Origin of the sequence: Spiribacter onubensis (assembly GCF_040838425.1) — a bacterium.
GTDB lineage: Bacteria > Pseudomonadota > Gammaproteobacteria > Nitrococcales > Nitrococcaceae > Spiribacter > Spiribacter onubensis.
This window is the reverse complement of the sequence record NZ_JBAKFI010000003.1, coordinates 201,395-218,789: the sequence shown is the minus strand read 5'-3', so window position 1 is coordinate 218,789 and position 17,395 is coordinate 201,395. Positions and strand designations below refer to the sequence as shown.

Below are 17,395 nucleotides of genomic sequence, written 5' to 3'. Positions count from 1 at the left end.
CTGCCCGACCTAACCCTCGCGGCGCCAGATCGTGCCCTCTGCCTTGTCCTCGAGGATCACACCCTCAGCGAGCAACTGGTCGCGGATTGCGTCGGCGCGGGCGAAATCCCGCGCCGCACGCGCAGCCGCCCGTTCCGCCACGAGTCCCTCGATCCGTTCGGCGTCAACGGCATCGCCTCCGCCACCCGACTGCAGATAGGCATCCGGAGACTCCCCCAGCAGCCCGAGGATTGCCCCCAGATTGCGCAGCGTCGCGCCGAGGCTGTCGGCACGCTCCATATCGGCGGCCCCCCGGGCGCGGTTGAGTTCGCGGGCCAGATCAAAGAGCACCGAGAGTGCCAGTGGCGTGTTGAAATCATCATCCATGGCGGCATGGAACCGCGCACTGAAAACGGCGCCGGGCGTGCCCGATCCGATGTCACCGGGCAGGCCGCGCAGCGCCGTGTAGAGCCGCTCCATTCCCGCTCGCGCCTGGGCGAGCGCATCCGCAGTGTAATTCAGCGGACTGCGGTAATGGCTGGAGAGCAGGAAGTGCCGGACCGTCTCGGCATCGTGGGCGGCGAGCACGTCGCGCACCGTGGTGAAGTTGCCCAGCGACTTCGCCATCTTCTCGTCGTCGATGCGGACGTGACCGTTGTGCATCCAGTAGTTGACGAAGTGCTCACCGGTGGCGGCCTCCGACTGGGCGATCTCGTTTTCGTGATGCGGAAACTTCAGATCCAGGCCACCGCCGTGGATGTCGAACCGATTACCCAGGCAATGGGTGGACATGGCCGAGCATTCAATATGCCAGCCCGGCCGTCCGTCGCCCCACGGCGAGGGCCAGCTTGGCTCGCCCGGCCGGGCACCCTTCCAGAGCACGAAGTCGGCCGGATCCTGCTTGTGCTCGCCGGGCTCGATGCGGGCGCCGGCCCGCAGTTCGTCGAGGCGCTTGCCGGACAGTGCGCCGTAATCCGGAAACCGGCTGACGGCATAGTAGACATCGCCGCCGGCCACGTAGGCATACCCCCGTTCGATCAGGCCCTCGATCATGGCGACGATCTCGTCGATATGCCCGGTTGCGCGAGGCTCCTCGTCAGGACGGAGACACCCCAATGCGTCTGCATCCTCATGCATCGCGCCGATGAAGCGGGCCGTGAGCGAATCGATGGACTCACCGAGTTCCGCGGCGCGCCGAATGATCTTGTCATCGATGTCGGTGATGTTCCGGACATAGTGCACCCGGTAACCCGACTCGCGCAGGTACCGCACCACCATGTCGAAGACGACCATCGCCCGGGCATGCCCGAGATGGCAGTAGTCATAGACCGTCATGCCACAGACATAGAGGCTGACCCGCGGTGGATCCATGGGCCGGAACGGTTCCTTGGCGCCGCTCAGGCTGTTGTGGATTTCAAGCATCCGGTTCGACTCCAGAAGCGGCCATGGCCGCTGCCTTTTGCAGACGTGCCCGGCGGATGTCCGCCGGCATGAGATCGATGACCGCACCCAGTGCCGGCCCCTGACCGAGTCCGGTCAGCGCAAGCCGAAGCGGTTTCATCATCGCCCCGGCACGGCGACCGGTGGCGGCCTCCAGTGCGGGACGCAGCTGCCGCCAGTCACCGGTGTCAGCGGTCTCCAGCACCCCGGCCACGGTTTCAAAGAATGCCGGACCGGTTTCCCGGATCGGTGCGGCGCCCTGCGCCGGCAGGACATCGGCAGCATCAAAGAACCGCCGGGCCCAGTCGTTCAGCTCCGCGGGGAATCTCAGATTGGGCTGCACCAGCGCGAGAAAGTCGGCCTCGCGGTCCACCGGGACCCGACCGGGTTCGAGCGCCGGCCGCAGTGATTCCACCGGCGCCGCGGCCATTGCCACCGACTGCCAGTGATCCAGCTGGTGAACATCGAAACGGGCGGGGCTGCGACTCAGCGTCGCGGGCTCGAAGCCCCGGGCCAGTTCGGCGGCCTCCCTGAGGCTGTCGTCCGGCACCGGATTGCCGAGACGCGCGAGGTAGTTGAGCAACGCCTCCGGTCGGTAACCGGCGTCCCGTAACCCTGCAATCGACGCATCACCCCGGCGCTTGGACAGCGGCGCACCCGCCGTGTCGACCAACAGTGCCAGGTGGCCGTAGGCCGGAACAGGCAGGCCAAGCTGGCGCAGCAGGACCTGCTGTCGAGGGGTATTCGAGAGATGATCCTCGCCGCGCAGTACATGGGTGATCCCCATCAGTGCATCGTCCAGGGCGTTGGCGAAAAGAAAGGCGGCGCTGCCATCGGCCCGCAGGATCACCGGATCGCCCAGTTCGCCGGCGCGCACCGACTGCGGCCCTCGAACCAGGTCATCAAAGTCGATCGTACCCGCATCCGGCATGCGCAGCCGGAGCACGGCAGGTTCCCCGGCCGCCCGCCGCGCCGCGGAATCAACAGGATCCAGCGCCGCACAGTGGCCGTCATAGCGGGGCGGCTCACCCGAGCGGCGCTGACGCTCACGCAACTCCGCCAGCCGCGTGGCGGAACAGAAACACGGGTAGGCCGCGTCGGCGGCGATCAATCGCCCTGCAGCGTCCTCATAGACCGAAGCCCGTGACGACTGCTGCCAGTCGGCGGGCGCACCGGCACCGGGGCCTTCGTCCCAGTCCAGCCCGAGCCACTGCAGATCAGCCTGAATGGCGTCGAGCGCGGACGGATCGTTGCGCTCGCTGTCACTATCCTCTATGCGGAGCATGAAGGCGCCCGCGTGACGTCGGGCCAGTAACCAGTTGAAAAGCGCCGTGCGCATGTTGCCGGCGTGCAGGCGGCCAGTGGGACTGGGCGCAAAGCGGGTCTTCACGGGCGGGGTATCCATGCGCCGCATGTTAATGGAAGCCCGACTTGCATGCAGCCGCCGGCCGCGTCATCTTGCCGTCATGCAGACGTTCAGCTTCAACACGGACCGGGCACCGGTTCTGTTCATCGCCGACCTCCACCTCGATCCGGTACGGCCCGACGCCATGGAGGCGTTCCTGGCGTTCACCCGCGGACAGGCCCGGGAGGCCGCGGCCCTTTTCATTCTCGGCGACCTGTTCGAGGCGTGGATCGGCGATGATGCACGCCCGCCCGATGAACCGGTCAGTCCCGCGCTGGCGGCGCTCGCCGCCAGTGGTACCGATATCTTCCTGATGCACGGCAACCGTGACTTCCTGCTGGGGGACGACTTCTGCGACGCCGCCGGCGCAACCCGCCTTGAGGAGCCGGCCGTTATCCACGTCGATGATGAGCCGGTCCTGCTGGAGCATGGCGACGCCCTGTGCATTGATGATGTCGCCTATCAGGCCTTTCGGGCACAGGTTCGCGATTCGGCGTGGCAGGCGGGTTTTCTGTCTCTGCCGATTGAGGAGCGCCTGCGCCAGGCCCAGGCGGCGAGGACCCGGAGCGGCGAGGAGATGGCCGGCAAGGCGGAGGCGATCATGGACGTCAACTCGGATGCCGTGTCGCAGCGCCTGCGCGACTGGCAGGTCCGCCGGCTGATTCATGGCCATACGCACCGCCCGGCGGTTCACGAATTCGAACTGGATGGTCGATCCGCCGCCCGCATCGTCCTCGGTGACTGGTTCGAGCAGGGCAGCGTCCTCAGGGTGAAGGAGGAGCGATACACCCTCGAGACACTATCCTTCGGGCGCTAGCTGACGCAGTCGCTCGCCGGCACTGGCCCGGACGCTCTCGTCCGGATCGTGACAGCGGACCTCGTCGAGCAGAGCGGGCTCCGTGATGCGGGCCAGCGCCGCGATTCGCAGAGTCGGTTCGCGTGCGCTTCGGGCCACGTGGGCAATGATCTGGCGATCCGGACAGACGGCCAGGGCGGCACAGCGGTAGCCCATATCCAGCGTATCGCCTCCGGAGAGCAAATGACGATAGCGGACCCGCGCGGTCTCACGGACGGTCTCGTCGCCCTCGTGCTCGATCACCTGCCTCAGCACGACCAGATCCCCTAACCGGCGGATGGCCGCGTTCCGCACCCGGGGATCCGGGTCGCGGGTGACCATGCGACGCAGCGCGCTCTGGCCCGCTTCCCCGGCATTCACCGCCGCCTCGCGGCGGACGGGATCCCGGGCGTGAATATCGGGTCGGGCAGGACGCTTGAACCACATGCCCACAGTCTAAATCACAACGCCCCGCACGAGGCGGGGCGTTTTTCCCCGGCACCGGTCACCCGGCGCCGCCAGACGGTCAGGCGATCAGATCTCACCCGTCAGCCAGTAGTTGACGCGATCCGGGTTCTCCTCGATGTAGGCACTGATGGCCTCATCATAGGATGTCTCCCGAGCCTGGAACATGTAATTCTGCAGCTGGTCGATGGGCAGATACATGCGCGTCAGCATGGCCGAGATCTCGGGGTAGGAGGCATCGAAGCCGGCCCGCGCCAGCACGTGGACGCGCTCAGGGCCGCCCAGCGCACCCTCCGGATCCTCCAGATAACGCAGATCGTAGGCACCGAATTTCCAGTGCGGACTCCAGCCGGTGACCACGATCCAGTCATCACGGTTGACGGCGCGCTCCAGCGCAGCGGTCATACCGGCGCCACTGGAGGTCTGCAGCATATAGTCCTCCAGCCCGTAGGTCTCGAGCGCTTCTTCCGATAGCGCGGTCAGGCCGGCGCCCGGATCGATACCGGTAACGGTCCCGTCCAGCTCAGACCGGACCTCGTCATTACTCAGATCCGCCAGACTGGAGAGCTCGTCCTCGGGGATGTAGGTCGGCACGGCCCAGCCGAGACGGGCCCCGTTGTAAATGACGCCCAGATTCTCGATACCGGCGGCGACCTCCTCATAGTAATCCTCATGGGTCGCGGGCAGCCACGCCATCATCATGGCATCGATGTCACCGGTCTCCAGCCCCTGATACTGCGGCGCGATGTCGGTCTGCACCAGTTCCGCCGTATAGTCGGTCCGGTCGTTGATCAGTCGGGCCGCCAGCTTGGTGACGAACTCCGCGTCGGACCACGCCGTCCAGCCGAATTCGATGGTGTCGTCCTGTGCATGGGCGCCGCCGGCGACGGCGAGGCCGAGCACACCGGTCAGCAAAATGCGCGATGCTCTGTTCAACATCGAGGTTCTCCTCTTCTGCTTCACGAGATCCCCGCGCGGGGGAGTGATGGGTGAGAGGTGACGGGCGGCGCGTCAGTCGCGACGCCGCCGCAGCCCGAAGCTCTGGGTCATGCGATCCAGCAGGATCGCCAGGAAGACGACCCCGAGGCCGCCTTCAAAGCCGAGACCGACATCCAGGCGCTGGATACCGGTGAGTACGGTATTGCCGAGCCCACCGGCGCCGATCATGGAGGCGATGACGACCATGGAGAGGGCCAGCATGATGGTCTGGTTGATGCCTGCCATGATGGACGGCATCGCGAGCGGGATCTGGACTTTGTAGAGAAGCTGTCGACTCGTACAACCGAATGCCAGGCCGGCCTCGACATTCTCCTGGCTCACCTGACGGATTCCCAGATTGGTCAGCCGCACCGCCGGCGGCATGGCGAATATCACGGTGGCGATGGTGCCGGGCACCTTGCCCAGGCCGAAGAAGATGGCGGCCGGAATGAGATAGACGAACGGCGGCATGGTCTGCATGAAGTCGAGCACCGGCCGTACCACTGTCGCCACGCCGTCGCGGCGGGCCATGGCAATACCGAGGGGCAGGCCCGCGGCCAGCGCGATGATACTCGCCCCGATCACCAGTGCCAGCGTCTGCATGGTCTCCCGCCAGAGCCCCATGGCGGCAATCAGCACCATGGCGATGGTTGCGAAGACACCGAAGCGCCAGCCGACACGCCACCAGGCGAAGGCGATGATCAGCGGTGCGAGGATCCAGTCGGGCAGGAAAAGAAGCAGCCCTTCAAGCGCATCCGCCAGAAACCCCACGCCGGCGGCGAACGCATCCAGCGGACCGGCCAGATTGTTCTGAACCCAGTCGACGCCACTCTCCACCCAGGCACCCACCGGGATCTGGATGAGTTCACGGAAATTCGTTGCCATTATTCCTCCCCCGAGCGATCGAGCGTCCTGAGCACCGCGGCGCGCGTGATACTGCCCAGGTACTGCCCCTGGTCATCCACCACCGGCAACGGGTACCAGTTGGCGGCCGAGCGTGCGACCACGTCAGCGAGTGGTGTCGCCGCCTCCACCGGCTCGAGATCGTTCACGAAGGCATCGGCATAGCGCGGTTCCCCGTCACCATCGATCTGGGCGGCGAGGGACTCGGCGGTCACCGTGCCCAGATAGTGCTGGTCACGGTCGAGCACCACGGCGAGGTCGCGGTTGCTGGCGTGCAGCCGTTCGAGGGCGGAGCGCATGCTGACACCGGGCCGCTCCAGTACAGTGACCTGCCGGCGGTCGGCGATGTCCGCCGCATTGTAGACCCGCGTCACGTCGACACCGTAGAAGAACGACCGCACGTACTCGTTGGCGGGATTGGAGACGATTTCCTCCGGCGTCCCCACCTGCACGACGGCGCCGCCCTGCATGATCGCGATGCGGTCGCCGATGCGCATGGCCTCGTCCAGGTCGTGCGAGATGAACACGATTGTCCGGCGATGCTCCCGCTGCAGGGCGACCAGCTCATCCTGCATTTCCGTTCGAATGAGCGGATCGAGTGCAGAGAACGCTTCATCCATCAGCATGATGGATGGGTCCACCGCCAGCGCCCGGGCCAGTCCCACACGCTGTTGCATGCCGCCGGACAGCTCATCGGGGTAGCTGCGGGCATTGGCCTTGAGACCGACCTGGTCGAGGGCCTTCATGGCGCGCTCCTCGCGGCTGGCCTGGTCAACCCCGGCCACCTCGAGACCGAACGCCGCGTTCTGCAGCACTGTCTTGTGCGGCATGAGCGCGAATGACTGGAATACCATGCTCATGTCCCGCCGGCGCAGGTCGATCAGTTCATTGCGCGACATCGAGTTGACGTCGCGGTCACCGATCAGTACGCGCCCGGAGGTCGCATCAATGAGCCGGTTGAGCATGCGGACGATGGTCGACTTGCCGGATCCTGACAGGCCCATGACGACGAAAATCTCGCCTTCCTCGATTTCAAACGAGGCATCACGGACGCCGACGGTATTCCCGGTTTTCTCGAATATGGCTTCCTTGTCGAAGCCCTGCTCAAGGAGCCGCATGCCCTCGTCCGGATCCGGACCGAAGACCTTGTAGAGATTCTCTACCCTGATTTTGGCGCTCATTGAGATGCCCCTCCCGGCGGGAGGACAGGCCCCGATCCATCGGCGGGCCCGGCGGAGCGGTGACGAGTGTCGGGCTCCGGCATGTGAATGATCGACCGACGTCTCATACAGACCGGCAGTTGCTGGACATGCGAGACAGCCTAGGGAAGCGAGGGAGCGATGACAACCCGACGCTGGCCTGCGGGAGATGCCCCGACAATGCCTAGGGCCTGAAGCCGATCACCAGATCCATGACATTGGTACCCGTGGGGCCGGTCTGAAAAAGGTCGCCCGCCGCCGCGAGGGCACTGCCGGCGTCGGCCCGCGACAGGGTCGGCGCCGGATCGAAACCGGCCCGCCGCATCCGCTGAACGGTTCCGCCGTCAACGACGGAGCCGGCGTCCTCGCCCGGCCCGTCCGCCCCGTCCGTCCCAGCGGCCAGCAGCAGGCAGCCAGTACCCGCCAGCGACTCCGCCGCCGCCAGCGCGAGTGTCTGCATCCGTCCGCCCCGCCCGGGATGTTCCGGCAGTGTCACGGTGGGCTCCCCGCCCATGATCACCAGGCCGGGTGGACCGTTGATCAGGCATTGGGCCACCTGACGGCCCAGCCGCTCGGCCTCACCCGTCAAAAGCTCATCGATCACCCGGACGCCCCAACCCTCCGACCGGGCCATATCGGCGCAGGTCCGCCGGGCGATGGCATTGCTCGCGACAATTCGCAGATGCACGTTCTCAAACAGGGCGGCATCCGGAGGTGGCGGCGCTGGCGTCATCCCCGGCGGGAGCGTCTCCACCGGTCGGGCGCCATGCGCGTTTTCGCGGTCCACGGCGAGCAGACCGGAGCCGATGACGGCGGGATCATCGCCGGGCACATCAGAAATCAGCAACCCATCCGCGCGGCGTCCGTCGAGCCACCGGGCAAGCCGCCCGCCCTTGATGGTGGAGACCGCCTTGCGCAGCGCATTCATACGGGCAATATCCAGACCGCTCGCCAACAGCCACTCATTGAATCGCGCCAGCGTGGCCGGGTCCTGCCGTCCGGCCGGCCTTTCCACCAGACTGGAAGCGCCGCCGGAGATCAGGAAGAGGAACCGGGCCTCCGCGGGCGCACGCCGAAGATAATCGACCAGGGCATTGCCGGCCTCGAGGCTGCGCATATCCGGTACGGGATGCGCGGAGAGCAGCTGACGCACCGGGATCCGCTCCAACAATCGGGGATCGTCGTAGCCCTCCCGGGTGATGACCAGCCCACCGGCCACATCCCCGCCGCGGACATCAGCGACGCCGTTGGCCATGGCCGATGCCGCCTTGCCAACCGCCAGCAGATGGAAGGCCCCCGCCGGCGGAGTCCGGGGCGCGGAGGCGGCCAGCGCCGAGGCCACCGCACGGCGGCCGTTCACGCCCGCAAGCGCGGCCCGATAGAGTGCCTCAAGATCCTCCCGGGACGGAGCCAGCGGCATTAACGCGCCGGCCGGAGCCCGCCAAGACCCCGATCAAGATCCGCCTGGATGTCGCCGAGATCCTCCAGCCCCACCGAGATCCGCACGAGCCCCTCGCGGATCGCCATGGCGTCTCGCTGTTCCGGAGACAGGCGGCCATGGGTGGTGCTGGCTGGATGCGTGATCGTGGAGCGCGCGTCACCCAGATTGGCCGTAATGGAGAGCATGCGTGTGGCATCGATCACCTGCCATGCGGCCTCTCGGCCGCCCGGCACCTCGAAGGAGACGATGCCGCCAAAGGCGGTCTGCTGGCGGGCGGCGAGTGCATGCTGCGGATGGTCCGGCAGCCCGCTGTAGTGAACCCGATCCACTGCCGGGTGATCCTGCAGCCAGGCTGCCAGCGCAGCGGCCTGCTCGCTGTGGGCACGCATCCGCAGATTGAGGGTCTCCAGCCCCTTGAGAAAGACCCATGCATTGAACGGGCTCATGCTCGGGCCCGCCGTGCGCAGGAACGGGAAGATGGCTTTGTCGAGCGTCTCGGCGTCGCCGACGACCGCTCCGCCGACACAACGCCCCTGGCCATCCAGATATTTCGTCGCCGAGTGGGTGACCAGGTCGGCCCCCCATTCCAGCGGCCGCTGCAGAGCCGGTGTGCAGAAGCAGTTGTCGACCGCGAGCAGGGCATTATTGGCGTGGGCGATATCCGCCAGAGCGCGGATGTCGGCGACTTCGGTGAGCGGGTTGGACGGGGTCTCCAGGAACAGCAGCCGCGTCTCGGGCCGGACGGCGGCCGCCCATGCATCCACGTCGGTGGGCGAGACGAAATCCGTCGTCACGCCAAAGCGGCTCAGATGATTGGCAAACAGCGAAGCGGTGGTACCGAACACGCCCAGCGAACAGATCACATGATCGCCGGCCCGCAGCAGTCCCATGCACATGGCGAGGATCGCCGCCATACCCGAGGCCATACCGATGGCCCGCTCACCTCCCTCCATGGCGGCCAGGCGGTTCTCAAAGGCGCGCACGGTGGGATTGGTGAAGCGGGAGTAGATATTGCCCGCCTCCTCGCCGCTGAACCGCGCCGCCGCCTCCGCCGCGCTGCGGAAGCTGAAGCTGGAAGTCGGGAAAATGGCCTCGGAATGCTCCTGCTCCGGCGTCCGCTCCCAGCCGCCACGCAGACCAATGGTATCGGGTCCCCAGCTCATGAACGCACCAGTCCCAGTTCATTGACAGCATTGCTCTCGCCGGCCCCATAACGCACTGCATCGGCGCGCTGGGCCTCGAGCCGCAACAGGTAATCGACACTGATATCGCCAGTGACATAGCGGCCGTCGAAACAGGAGCAGTCGAAACTGCGCAGGGCCTCATTGCCCTCGCGGACGGCCTCGACCAGATCATCGAGATCCTGATAGATCATGTGATCCGCCCCGATCGTGCGACGGATATCCTCCACCGAGCGCTCATGGGCCAGCAACTCACGCGCGGCCGGCATGTCGATGCCGTAGACATTGGGGTAGCGCACGGGGGGCGCGGCCGAGGCGAAATACACTTTGTTCGCACCGGTATCACGCGCCATCTGGATGATCTGCTCGGAAGTCGTCCCGCGCACGATGGAATCATCCAGCAGCAGGACATTCTTGCCCTTGAACTCAAGTTCGATGGGATTGAGCTTCTGGCGCACCGACTTCTCCCGCACCGCCTGGCCGGGCATGATGAAGGTCCGGCCGATGTAGCGGTTCTTGATGAAGCCCTCGCGATAGGTGATGTTGAGATCATTGGCGAGGTCCAGGGCGCTGGTGCGGCTGGTATCCGGGATGGGGATAACCACGTCGATATCGTGATTCGCCCACTCCCGGTTGATCTTGCGCGCCAGCATGCGGCCCATCCGCAGCCGCGACTTGTAGACCGAGACATCATCGAGCATGGAGTCCGGACGGGCGAGATAGACGTATTCGAAGATGCAGGGCGACAGCCGGGTTTCGGTGGCGCACTGCCGGGTGTGCAGGTTGCCATCAAGGTCGACGAATACCGCCTCCCCCGGGGCGACGTCACGGATCAGCGTAAAGCCGAGCACGTTCAGGGCGACACTCTCCGAGGCGATCATGTATTCGGTACCGGCGTCGGTCTCGCGGCTGCCAAAACACAACGGGCGGATTCCATGGGGGTCACGGAAGCCGAGAATCCCGTAGCCGTTGATCATCACAATGGCGGCATAGCCCCCATGGCAGCGTTCATGGATTCCGGCGACGGCGTTGAAGAGATCCGACTCGTCAATGCGCAGCTTGGCGAGCTCGCCCAGCTTGTGGGCGAACACATTGAGCAGGATCTCGGAATCGGAACTGGTATTGATATGGCGGAGATCCTCGAGGAAAAGATCCCGCTTGATCGCCTCGGCATTGGTCAGGTTGCCGTTGTGGGCAATGCTGATGCCGTAGGGCGAGTTGACATAGAAGGGCTGGGCCTCCGCCGAACTGGCGCAGCCGGCAGTCGGATAGCGGCAATGCCCGATGCCGACGTTGCCCTGCAGCTGCATCATGTCCTGGGTGCTGAAGACGTCACGGACCAGGCCATTGTCCTTGCGCAGATGCAGCCGCCCGCGGTCGAAGGTCATAATGCCGGCAGCGTCCTGGCCACGGTGCTGGAGTACCGTCAGACCATCGTAGAGGGCCTGGTTGACGGGGGATTTGGCAACCATGCCGATTACGCCACACATAGATTCAGCTCCCGCTTTCAGTGCTCTGCCGATTGTTCGCCTGACAATATGCCTGCCAGTAGGCGTATGCCGCGATGCCATTGACCGGCGCCTCGCTGACACCGGGCATCCGCCGGGCCTGATTGAGCCAGCGACCCACCTGTTCGTGACACACCCAAGGCTGGTAGCCCCGGGCGATCACGGATTCCTGCCACCAGGCCTCGCGCGGAATGGCCGTCAGACCCGCGCCGAGGATGATCACGCCCACCAGTAACAGCCCGCGGGCGGCGCCGAACACGATGCCGAGCATCCGGTCCGTGCCACTCAGGCCCGTGCGACCCACGAGCGCCCGAGCCACATAACTGATCAGGGCGCCGATCAGCAGCGTGAGTATGAAAAGCCCGGCGAACCCGGCCACCAGCCTCAGCATCGGCGACGACACCCAGGGCGCCAGCTGTTCGCCGAGCTGCGGTCCATAGCGCAGGGCAATCCAGAAAGCCGCCACCCAGACCGCCACGGAAATCACCTCACGGACGAAGCCGCGGATGAGCCCAATCAGCACGGAGACGGCGATGACGCCGAGAAATGCAAGGTCAAGCCAGTTCATGGATCGTCCGAGTCGTCAGTGTACCAGCCGGGCCCTTCACGGCTCGACGATGAAGCCGGGAAGTTCATGATCGTCAGCCAGCCGCTGGGCCGTATGCTCGGCGGACTCCGCGTCCACGAAGGGCCCGACCTGCACACGATAGGTCAGCCGTCCCTCCCGGTCGTCCTCATGCACCCGCAGCGCGATGCCATCATCGCGCAGCCGCGAGGCCAGGCTCTCGGCGTTGTCGGCGCTGGCAAAGGCACCCACCTGCACGTACAGCACATCGGCATCGGCCACCGGGGCTGCCTCCGCCATCCCCTCATCGTCGGCAACGGCCTTGGCAACCGGTTCCGGCTCGATATCAATCGAACTCGGCGGCTCCGCCGCCTCGGGCACGTCGCCCGGATCACGGGGCGCCGGTTGATCCGCCAGGGCGCGGCCGGGCTCGGGAGCGTTCAGCATGTCCTCGCCGGGCAGTGCAGGCCCTTCCTCCACCACGGGCGGCGCGGGCATGTCCAGCTCAATGTCGACACGGGTGCGCTCCACCGGCCCGCTGAGGAGCATTGGCAGAAAAATGACCCCCAGTGCCACCAGCACCACGGCACCGATCAACCGCTGTTTGAACCGCTGTTCCAAGGATCGACTCCGACCAATCTGCCTGCTTCAGTTTCGACCTGACCCGGAGCCGTTGCAAGCACCAACGCCGATGCGCATGAATGCCTCCACCACGCGAAACGAACCCGCCGCCACCATCAGGTCGTTCCCGCTGGTGGCTGCCTCCATCCGCTGCCTGGCGCCCGCGGCATCGCCGGCGCCAATGACAACCTGCCCCGCACGCTCCAGCGCGGTTGTTATCTCGGTCCAGGGATGGCTCTGTGGGTCGTCCAGATCCAGCACGTACCACTCGTCAACCACCGGCCCCAGGAGGCTGAGCAACGGCGCAATCGGCTTTCGCGCCATCAGGCCGAAGGCCATTCGCACCTTGCCGTTTGCCCGATGGGCCTCCAGCCGCTCGGCCAGCAGGGCGATAGCCGACGGGTTGTGGCCGACGTCCAGCAGCCAGCCTGCGCCCGGACCCGGCGCCGGTGCCTGGCGACCGGCGAGCCGCGCTGTGGTCAGCCCCGCCCTGATCGCTGACGGTTCCACCGCAAGGGCGGGATGAGCCCCGCTCACGGCCATGACGGCACCGGCGGCATTGGCCAGCGCCGCCTCCCCCATCCAGCCGGGTCGTGGCAGCTCCGCGTAGCGGCGGTCACCATGCCACCACGTCCATGTCCGCCCGTCGGCGGTGTAGCCATAGTCACGGCCAAGCTGCCAGAGTGGCGCGCCGATGGCCGCGGCCCGCTCGGCGACGCGCCGCGGCGGGTCGGCATCGGCGCAGACCACCGGCCGCTCCGGCCGGGCGATGCCCATCTTCTCGCCGGCGATCGCTTCGCGGTTGCCGCCGAGCCATTCCATGTGATCCAGATCGATGGTCGTGACCACCGCCAGATCGGCATTAAAACAGTTGGTGGCATCAAGGCGGCCGCCGAGCCCGACCTCCAGCAGCCACGGATCGGCTCCTGACTCCCGGAAACACCAGGCGGCGGCGAGGGTCGCGAACTCAAAATAAGTGAGCGTGGTCCGGCCACGGGCGGCGTCAATGGCGCGGAATGCCTCCAGAATCGCGGCATCTTCAACCGGGGCACCATCAACCCGAATGCGCTCGTTGTAACGCAGCAGATGCGGGGAAGTGTAGGCCCCGGGTCGATGACCGCCGGCTTGATAGATCGCCTCGAGGCAGGCAACCGTACTGCCCTTGCCGTTGGTGCCGGCGACAGTGATGATGGGGGCGGAAGCCGCCCGCAGGCCAAGGCGGTCGGCGACCTCGGTAATCCGCCCCAGACCGAGCTCGATCTCGCGGGGGTGCAGGCCCTCGAGCCATGCCAGCCATGCGTCGAGGGATGGCGTCGACACGGTGTCCGTCAGCTCTGTGCCACTGCCGCGGACGGGGGCGGATCGGCATGCGTCAGCATGGCCAGGAGAGCGGCAAGCCGTTCACGCTGCTCACGGCGGTCGATGATCAGATCGATGGCGCCATGTTCGAGCAGGAACTCACTGCGCTGAAAACCCTCAGGCAGCGTCTCCCGGACGGTCTGCTCGATCACCCGCGGGCCGGCAAAGCCGATGAGCGCGCCGGGTTCGGCGACGATGACATCGCCCAGCATGGCCAGACTCGCAGAGACACCGCCCATGGTCGGATCGGTGAGGACACTGACGAATGGCACGCCGGATTCGGAGAGACGCCGGAGCGCCGCACTGGTCTTGGCCATCTGCATGAGCGAGAACAGCGCCTCCTGCATGCGCGCACCGCCACTAGCGCTGAAACAGATGAACGGCCGACCACTCTCCCGGGCCTGCTCCGCGGCCCGCACGAATCGCTCGCCGACCACTGCCCCCATCGATCCGCCCATGAAGTCGAACTCGAAGGCACAGACCACCACCGGGAGCCCATGGACGGCGCCGGACATCGCGATGAGCGCATCCTTCTCGCCCGTGGCCTTCTGCGCCTGGGCAAGGCGTTCCTTGTAGCGTTTGGAGTCCTTGAAACGGAGCACGTCCTGCGGCTGCAGGCCCTCGCCGATCTCCTCCCGCCCATGCTCGTCGAGGAACACATCCAGCCGGCGGCGCGCGCCGATCCGCATGTGGGCGCCGCACTTGGGGCAGACTTCGAGGTTACGCTCCAGCTCCGGCCGGTAGAGCACGGCACTGCAGGATTCGCATTTGGTCCACAGGCCCTCGGGAATGCTGTGGCTGCGCCCGCCCTCGGTACGGATCCGCGAGGGCATCAGCTTCTCGAACCAGCTCAAGGCGAGGTCTCCACAGCGGGCCGATCGAGTCCCTCGCGCAGATCACGGGTGATCTCCTCCACCGCACTGCAGACCGCCGCGTCATCACCCGCATGCTCGGCGATCCGCGATACGATGGCACTGCCCACGACCACGGCATCGGCCACCTGACCCAAACGGCCGGCATCGGTACCGTTCCGGACCCCGAACCCGACACCCACCGGCAGCTGGGTGGCGGCCCGAATCGACTCGACGTGGTCTGCCACGCTGTCGACGTCGAGGGTGGCCGCGCCCGTGACGCCTTTCAGGGAGACGTAGTAAACAAAGCCCCGGGCATGGTCACAGATCGCGCGGATTCGTTCCATCCGCGTGGTCGGCGCAATGAGCCAGATGGGATCGAGATCATGCTCGGCCAGCGCCGCCACCAGCTCGTTGCCCTCCTCCGGCGGAAGATCCACCGTCAGGACACCGTCGACACCGGCTGCCGCGGCCTCACGGGCAAAGGTCTGATAGCCGATCTGCTCGATCGGGTTGAGATAGCCCATCAGCACCACCGGGGTATCCTGATCCTCGCGGCGGAATTCCCGGACCATCTCCAGGACCCCGGCGAGCCCCGTGCCGTTCTCCAGCGCGCGGTCACAGGCCGACTGGATGACCGGGCCATCAGCCATGGGATCGGAGAACGGCATGCCGACCTCGATGATATCGGCACCGGCGGCCACCAGGGTCTTCATGACCGGCACGGTGGCGCCGGGGTGCGGGTCGCCGCCGGTGATGTAGGTCACCAGTGTCTTGCGCTGCTCGGCACGCCGCTGCTCGAAACGGTGGGCAATACGACTCATAGCTCCATCCCCTCCACCTCGGCGACGGTATTGATGTCCTTGTCACCGCGGCCGGAACAGTTGATCACAATGGTCTGGTCCGGTCGCATCCGCGCGGCCAGCTTCTCGGCATAGGCAATGGCGTGCGCCGTCTCCAGCGCCGGGATGATGCCCTCGGCACGGGTCAGGCTGTGAAAGGCCGCCAGCGCCTCGTGATCGTCCACCGCCACATAGTTGACGCGGCCGGTGTCCTTCAGCCAGGCATGCTCGGGGCCGACGCCGGGGTAGTCGAGACCGGCCGACAGCGAGTGAGTCGGCATGATCTGGCCGTCCTCGTTTTCCATCAGATAGGTCCGGTTACCATGCAGCACGCCCGGCCGACCAGCGGAGAGGGGCGCGGCATGACGGCCGGTCTCCACGCCTTCCCCGCCGGCCTCGACGCCGTAGATCGCGACTTCCCGGTCCTCCAGGAAAGGGTGGAACATGCCGATGGCGTTGGAGCCGCCGCCCACGCAGGCCACCAGCGCATCCGGCAACTCGCCGTGCTGCTCCAGGCACTGCTCGCGGGTCTCCCGACCGATCACTGCCTGGAAATCGCGCACCATCTCCGGGTAGGGATGCGGCCCGGCCACCGTGCCGATGATATAGAAGGTGTCATCGACGTTGGCCGCCCAGTCACGGAAGGCCTCGTTCAGCGCGTCCTTGAGCGTCCGGGTACCCGACTCCACTGGCACCACGCGCGCGCCCATCAGCCGCATGCGGTAGACGTTCACCGACTGCCGGCGGACATCCTCCGCGCCCATGTAGACCACGCATTCCATCCCCAGCCGCGCGCAGACCGCTGCCGTGGCCACACCATGCTGGCCGGCCCCGGTCTCGGCAACGATGCGGCGCTTGCCCATCCGGGCGGCCAGGAGCGCCTGCCCCATGGTGTTATTGATCTTGTGGGCGCCGGTGTGGTCAAGGTCCTCGCGCTTGAGGTAGAGACGGGCGCCTCCAACCTGGTTGGACCAGTGCTCGGCGAAATACAGCGGCGTCGGGCGGCCGACGTAGTGCTGGAGATCGGCATACAGCTCGGCCTGGAATGCCGGATCCTCACGGAACCGCGCATAGGCCCGGGCCAGCTCTTCGAGCGGCGCCATGAGCAGCTCCGGCACGAATCGGCCACCATATGGACCGAAATGACCGAGCGGGTCAGGAAACCGGGCGTAATCCGCCGGTGCTTCAATGGCCTGAATGACGTTCGACACGGTAGACCTCTTCAATGAAGGCGGCGACCCTGCGCCTGTCCTTGATACCCGGAGCGGACTCGACGCCGCTGCTGCAGTCCACGCCCCAGGGTGTGGTTGACCGGATGGCTTCGGCCACGTTGTCGGCGCGGAGCCCACCAGCCACGATTATACGGTGACTGGTGGGCAACTCACGCCCCCAGTCAAAGGATTCGCCACTACCGCCCGCGGCGCCGGGCGGATGCCCGTCGAGCAGGAGCCCGGATGCCAGTGGGTGTGCCTCCGCGACGGCAAGGGGATCGCCGCCGGCCATGCCCACCGCTTTCAGGTAACGGTAACCGAACTGTTCGCAGAACGGGGCGGATTCGTTACCGTGGAACTGCAGCAGGTCCAGTGGCACGTCTGCGATCACCTTGCCCACGAATGATTCATCGGCATCCAGAAACAGCCCGACCGCCGTCACGAGGGGAGGCAGGGCCTCGACAATACACCGTGCGGCGTCGACGTCGACGCAGCGCCGGCTGCCCGGGTAGAAGACCAGACCAATCGCGTCGGCCCCGAGTTCCGCCGCCACGACGCCGTCCTCGGCCCGGGTGATGCCGCAGATCTTTATTCTCGTACGCACCTCGCCAT

General features: G+C 66.3%; 17 protein-coding genes. 1 reads left to right on the top strand and 16 read right to left on the bottom strand.

Annotation, left to right across the window (positions count from 1 at the left end):
• Positions 1-9 precede the first annotated feature (9 nt).
• Together cysS and gltX are read right to left on the bottom strand one after the other, a co-directional pair.
• Positions 10-1,401 (bottom strand): cysteine--tRNA ligase, encoded by a 1,392-nt coding sequence (gene cysS / locus V6X63_RS07170; RefSeq protein ID WP_367966090.1) that lies wholly within the window; start codon positions 1,399-1,401, stop codon positions 10-12.
• A complete protein-coding gene (gltX, locus tag V6X63_RS07165; RefSeq protein ID WP_367978517.1) occupies positions 1,394-2,824 on the bottom strand; it encodes a glutamate--tRNA ligase in 1,431 nt (476 codons plus the stop codon). Before gltX ends, cysS begins: the two co-directional genes overlap by 8 nt.
• A 61-nt stretch (positions 2,825-2,885) precedes the next feature.
• Between gltX and V6X63_RS07160 the strand changes: the two genes are divergently transcribed.
• Positions 2,886-3,641: a UDP-2,3-diacylglucosamine diphosphatase gene (locus V6X63_RS07160; protein WP_367966088.1), complete on the top strand. Its 756-nt coding sequence runs from the start codon at positions 2,886-2,888 to the stop codon at positions 3,639-3,641.
• Here V6X63_RS07160 and V6X63_RS07155 read toward each other — a convergent pair.
• The 14 genes from V6X63_RS07155 to V6X63_RS07090 form a co-directional block, all read right to left on the bottom strand.
• On the bottom strand, positions 3,624-4,106 hold the full coding sequence (locus V6X63_RS07155; RefSeq protein WP_367966087.1) for a hypothetical protein: 483 nt from the start codon (positions 4,104-4,106) through the stop codon (positions 3,624-3,626). The two genes, V6X63_RS07160 and V6X63_RS07155, sit on opposite strands and share 18 nt — an antisense overlap.
• Positions 4,107-4,193: 87 nt before the next feature.
• Positions 4,194-5,060: a glycine betaine ABC transporter substrate-binding protein gene (locus tag V6X63_RS07150; RefSeq protein WP_408022306.1), complete on the bottom strand. Its 867-nt coding sequence runs from the start codon at positions 5,058-5,060 to the stop codon at positions 4,194-4,196.
• A gap of 75 nt (positions 5,061-5,135) precedes the next feature.
• Positions 5,136-5,987 (bottom strand): ABC transporter permease, encoded by an 852-nt coding sequence (locus V6X63_RS07145; RefSeq protein ID WP_367966085.1) that lies wholly within the window; start codon positions 5,985-5,987, stop codon positions 5,136-5,138.
• Positions 5,987-7,186 (bottom strand): glycine betaine/L-proline ABC transporter ATP-binding protein ProV, encoded by a 1,200-nt coding sequence (gene proV, locus V6X63_RS07140; RefSeq protein WP_367966084.1) that lies wholly within the window; start codon positions 7,184-7,186, stop codon positions 5,987-5,989. Before proV ends, V6X63_RS07145 begins: the two co-directional genes overlap by 1 nt.
• 202 nt (positions 7,187-7,388) lie before the next feature.
• Entirely contained in the window at positions 7,389-8,624 is a 1,236-nt protein-coding gene (locus tag V6X63_RS07135; RefSeq protein WP_367978515.1) for a glycerate kinase type-2 family protein, read from the bottom strand.
• Positions 8,624-9,808: an O-succinylhomoserine sulfhydrylase gene (locus tag V6X63_RS07130; RefSeq protein ID WP_367978514.1), complete on the bottom strand. Its 1,185-nt coding sequence runs from the start codon at positions 9,806-9,808 to the stop codon at positions 8,624-8,626. Before V6X63_RS07130 ends, V6X63_RS07135 begins: the two co-directional genes overlap by 1 nt.
• The gene (purF, locus tag V6X63_RS07125; RefSeq protein ID WP_367978513.1) at positions 9,805-11,316 is read right to left on the bottom strand and encodes an amidophosphoribosyltransferase; all 1,512 of its coding nucleotides are present in this window, start codon (positions 11,314-11,316) and stop codon (positions 9,805-9,807) included. Before purF ends, V6X63_RS07130 begins: the two co-directional genes overlap by 4 nt.
• A 4-nt stretch (positions 11,317-11,320) precedes the next feature.
• Positions 11,321-11,902, bottom strand: coding sequence for a CvpA family protein (locus V6X63_RS07120; RefSeq protein ID WP_367966080.1), 582 nt, complete (start codon positions 11,900-11,902; stop codon positions 11,321-11,323).
• 36 nt (positions 11,903-11,938) lie between these two features.
• Positions 11,939-12,520, bottom strand: a complete 582-nt coding sequence (locus tag V6X63_RS07115) for an SPOR domain-containing protein (RefSeq protein WP_367966079.1) — start codon at positions 12,518-12,520, stop codon at positions 11,939-11,941.
• Between the two features lie 27 nt (positions 12,521-12,547).
• A complete protein-coding gene (locus V6X63_RS07110; RefSeq protein WP_367978512.1) occupies positions 12,548-13,840 on the bottom strand; it encodes a bifunctional folylpolyglutamate synthase/dihydrofolate synthase in 1,293 nt (430 codons plus the stop codon).
• Between the two features lie 8 nt (positions 13,841-13,848).
• Positions 13,849-14,733, bottom strand: coding sequence for an acetyl-CoA carboxylase, carboxyltransferase subunit beta (gene accD, locus V6X63_RS07105; protein WP_367978511.1), 885 nt, complete (start codon positions 14,731-14,733; stop codon positions 13,849-13,851).
• Positions 14,730-15,554, bottom strand: a complete 825-nt coding sequence (gene trpA / locus V6X63_RS07100) for a tryptophan synthase subunit alpha (protein WP_367978510.1) — start codon at positions 15,552-15,554, stop codon at positions 14,730-14,732. The genes accD and trpA overlap by 4 nt, the downstream gene beginning before the upstream one ends.
• Positions 15,551-16,783 carry a tryptophan synthase subunit beta gene (gene trpB / locus V6X63_RS07095; protein WP_367978509.1) on the bottom strand — a complete coding sequence of 411 codons (1,233 nt, stop codon included), beginning with the start codon at positions 16,781-16,783 and terminating at the stop codon, positions 15,551-15,553. Before trpB ends, trpA begins: the two co-directional genes overlap by 4 nt.
• Complete coding sequence (locus V6X63_RS07090; protein ID WP_367978508.1) at positions 16,758-17,387, bottom strand: phosphoribosylanthranilate isomerase; 630 nt, start codon at positions 17,385-17,387, stop codon at positions 16,758-16,760. The genes trpB and V6X63_RS07090 overlap by 26 nt, the downstream gene beginning before the upstream one ends.
• Positions 17,388-17,395: the final 8 nt, after the last annotated feature.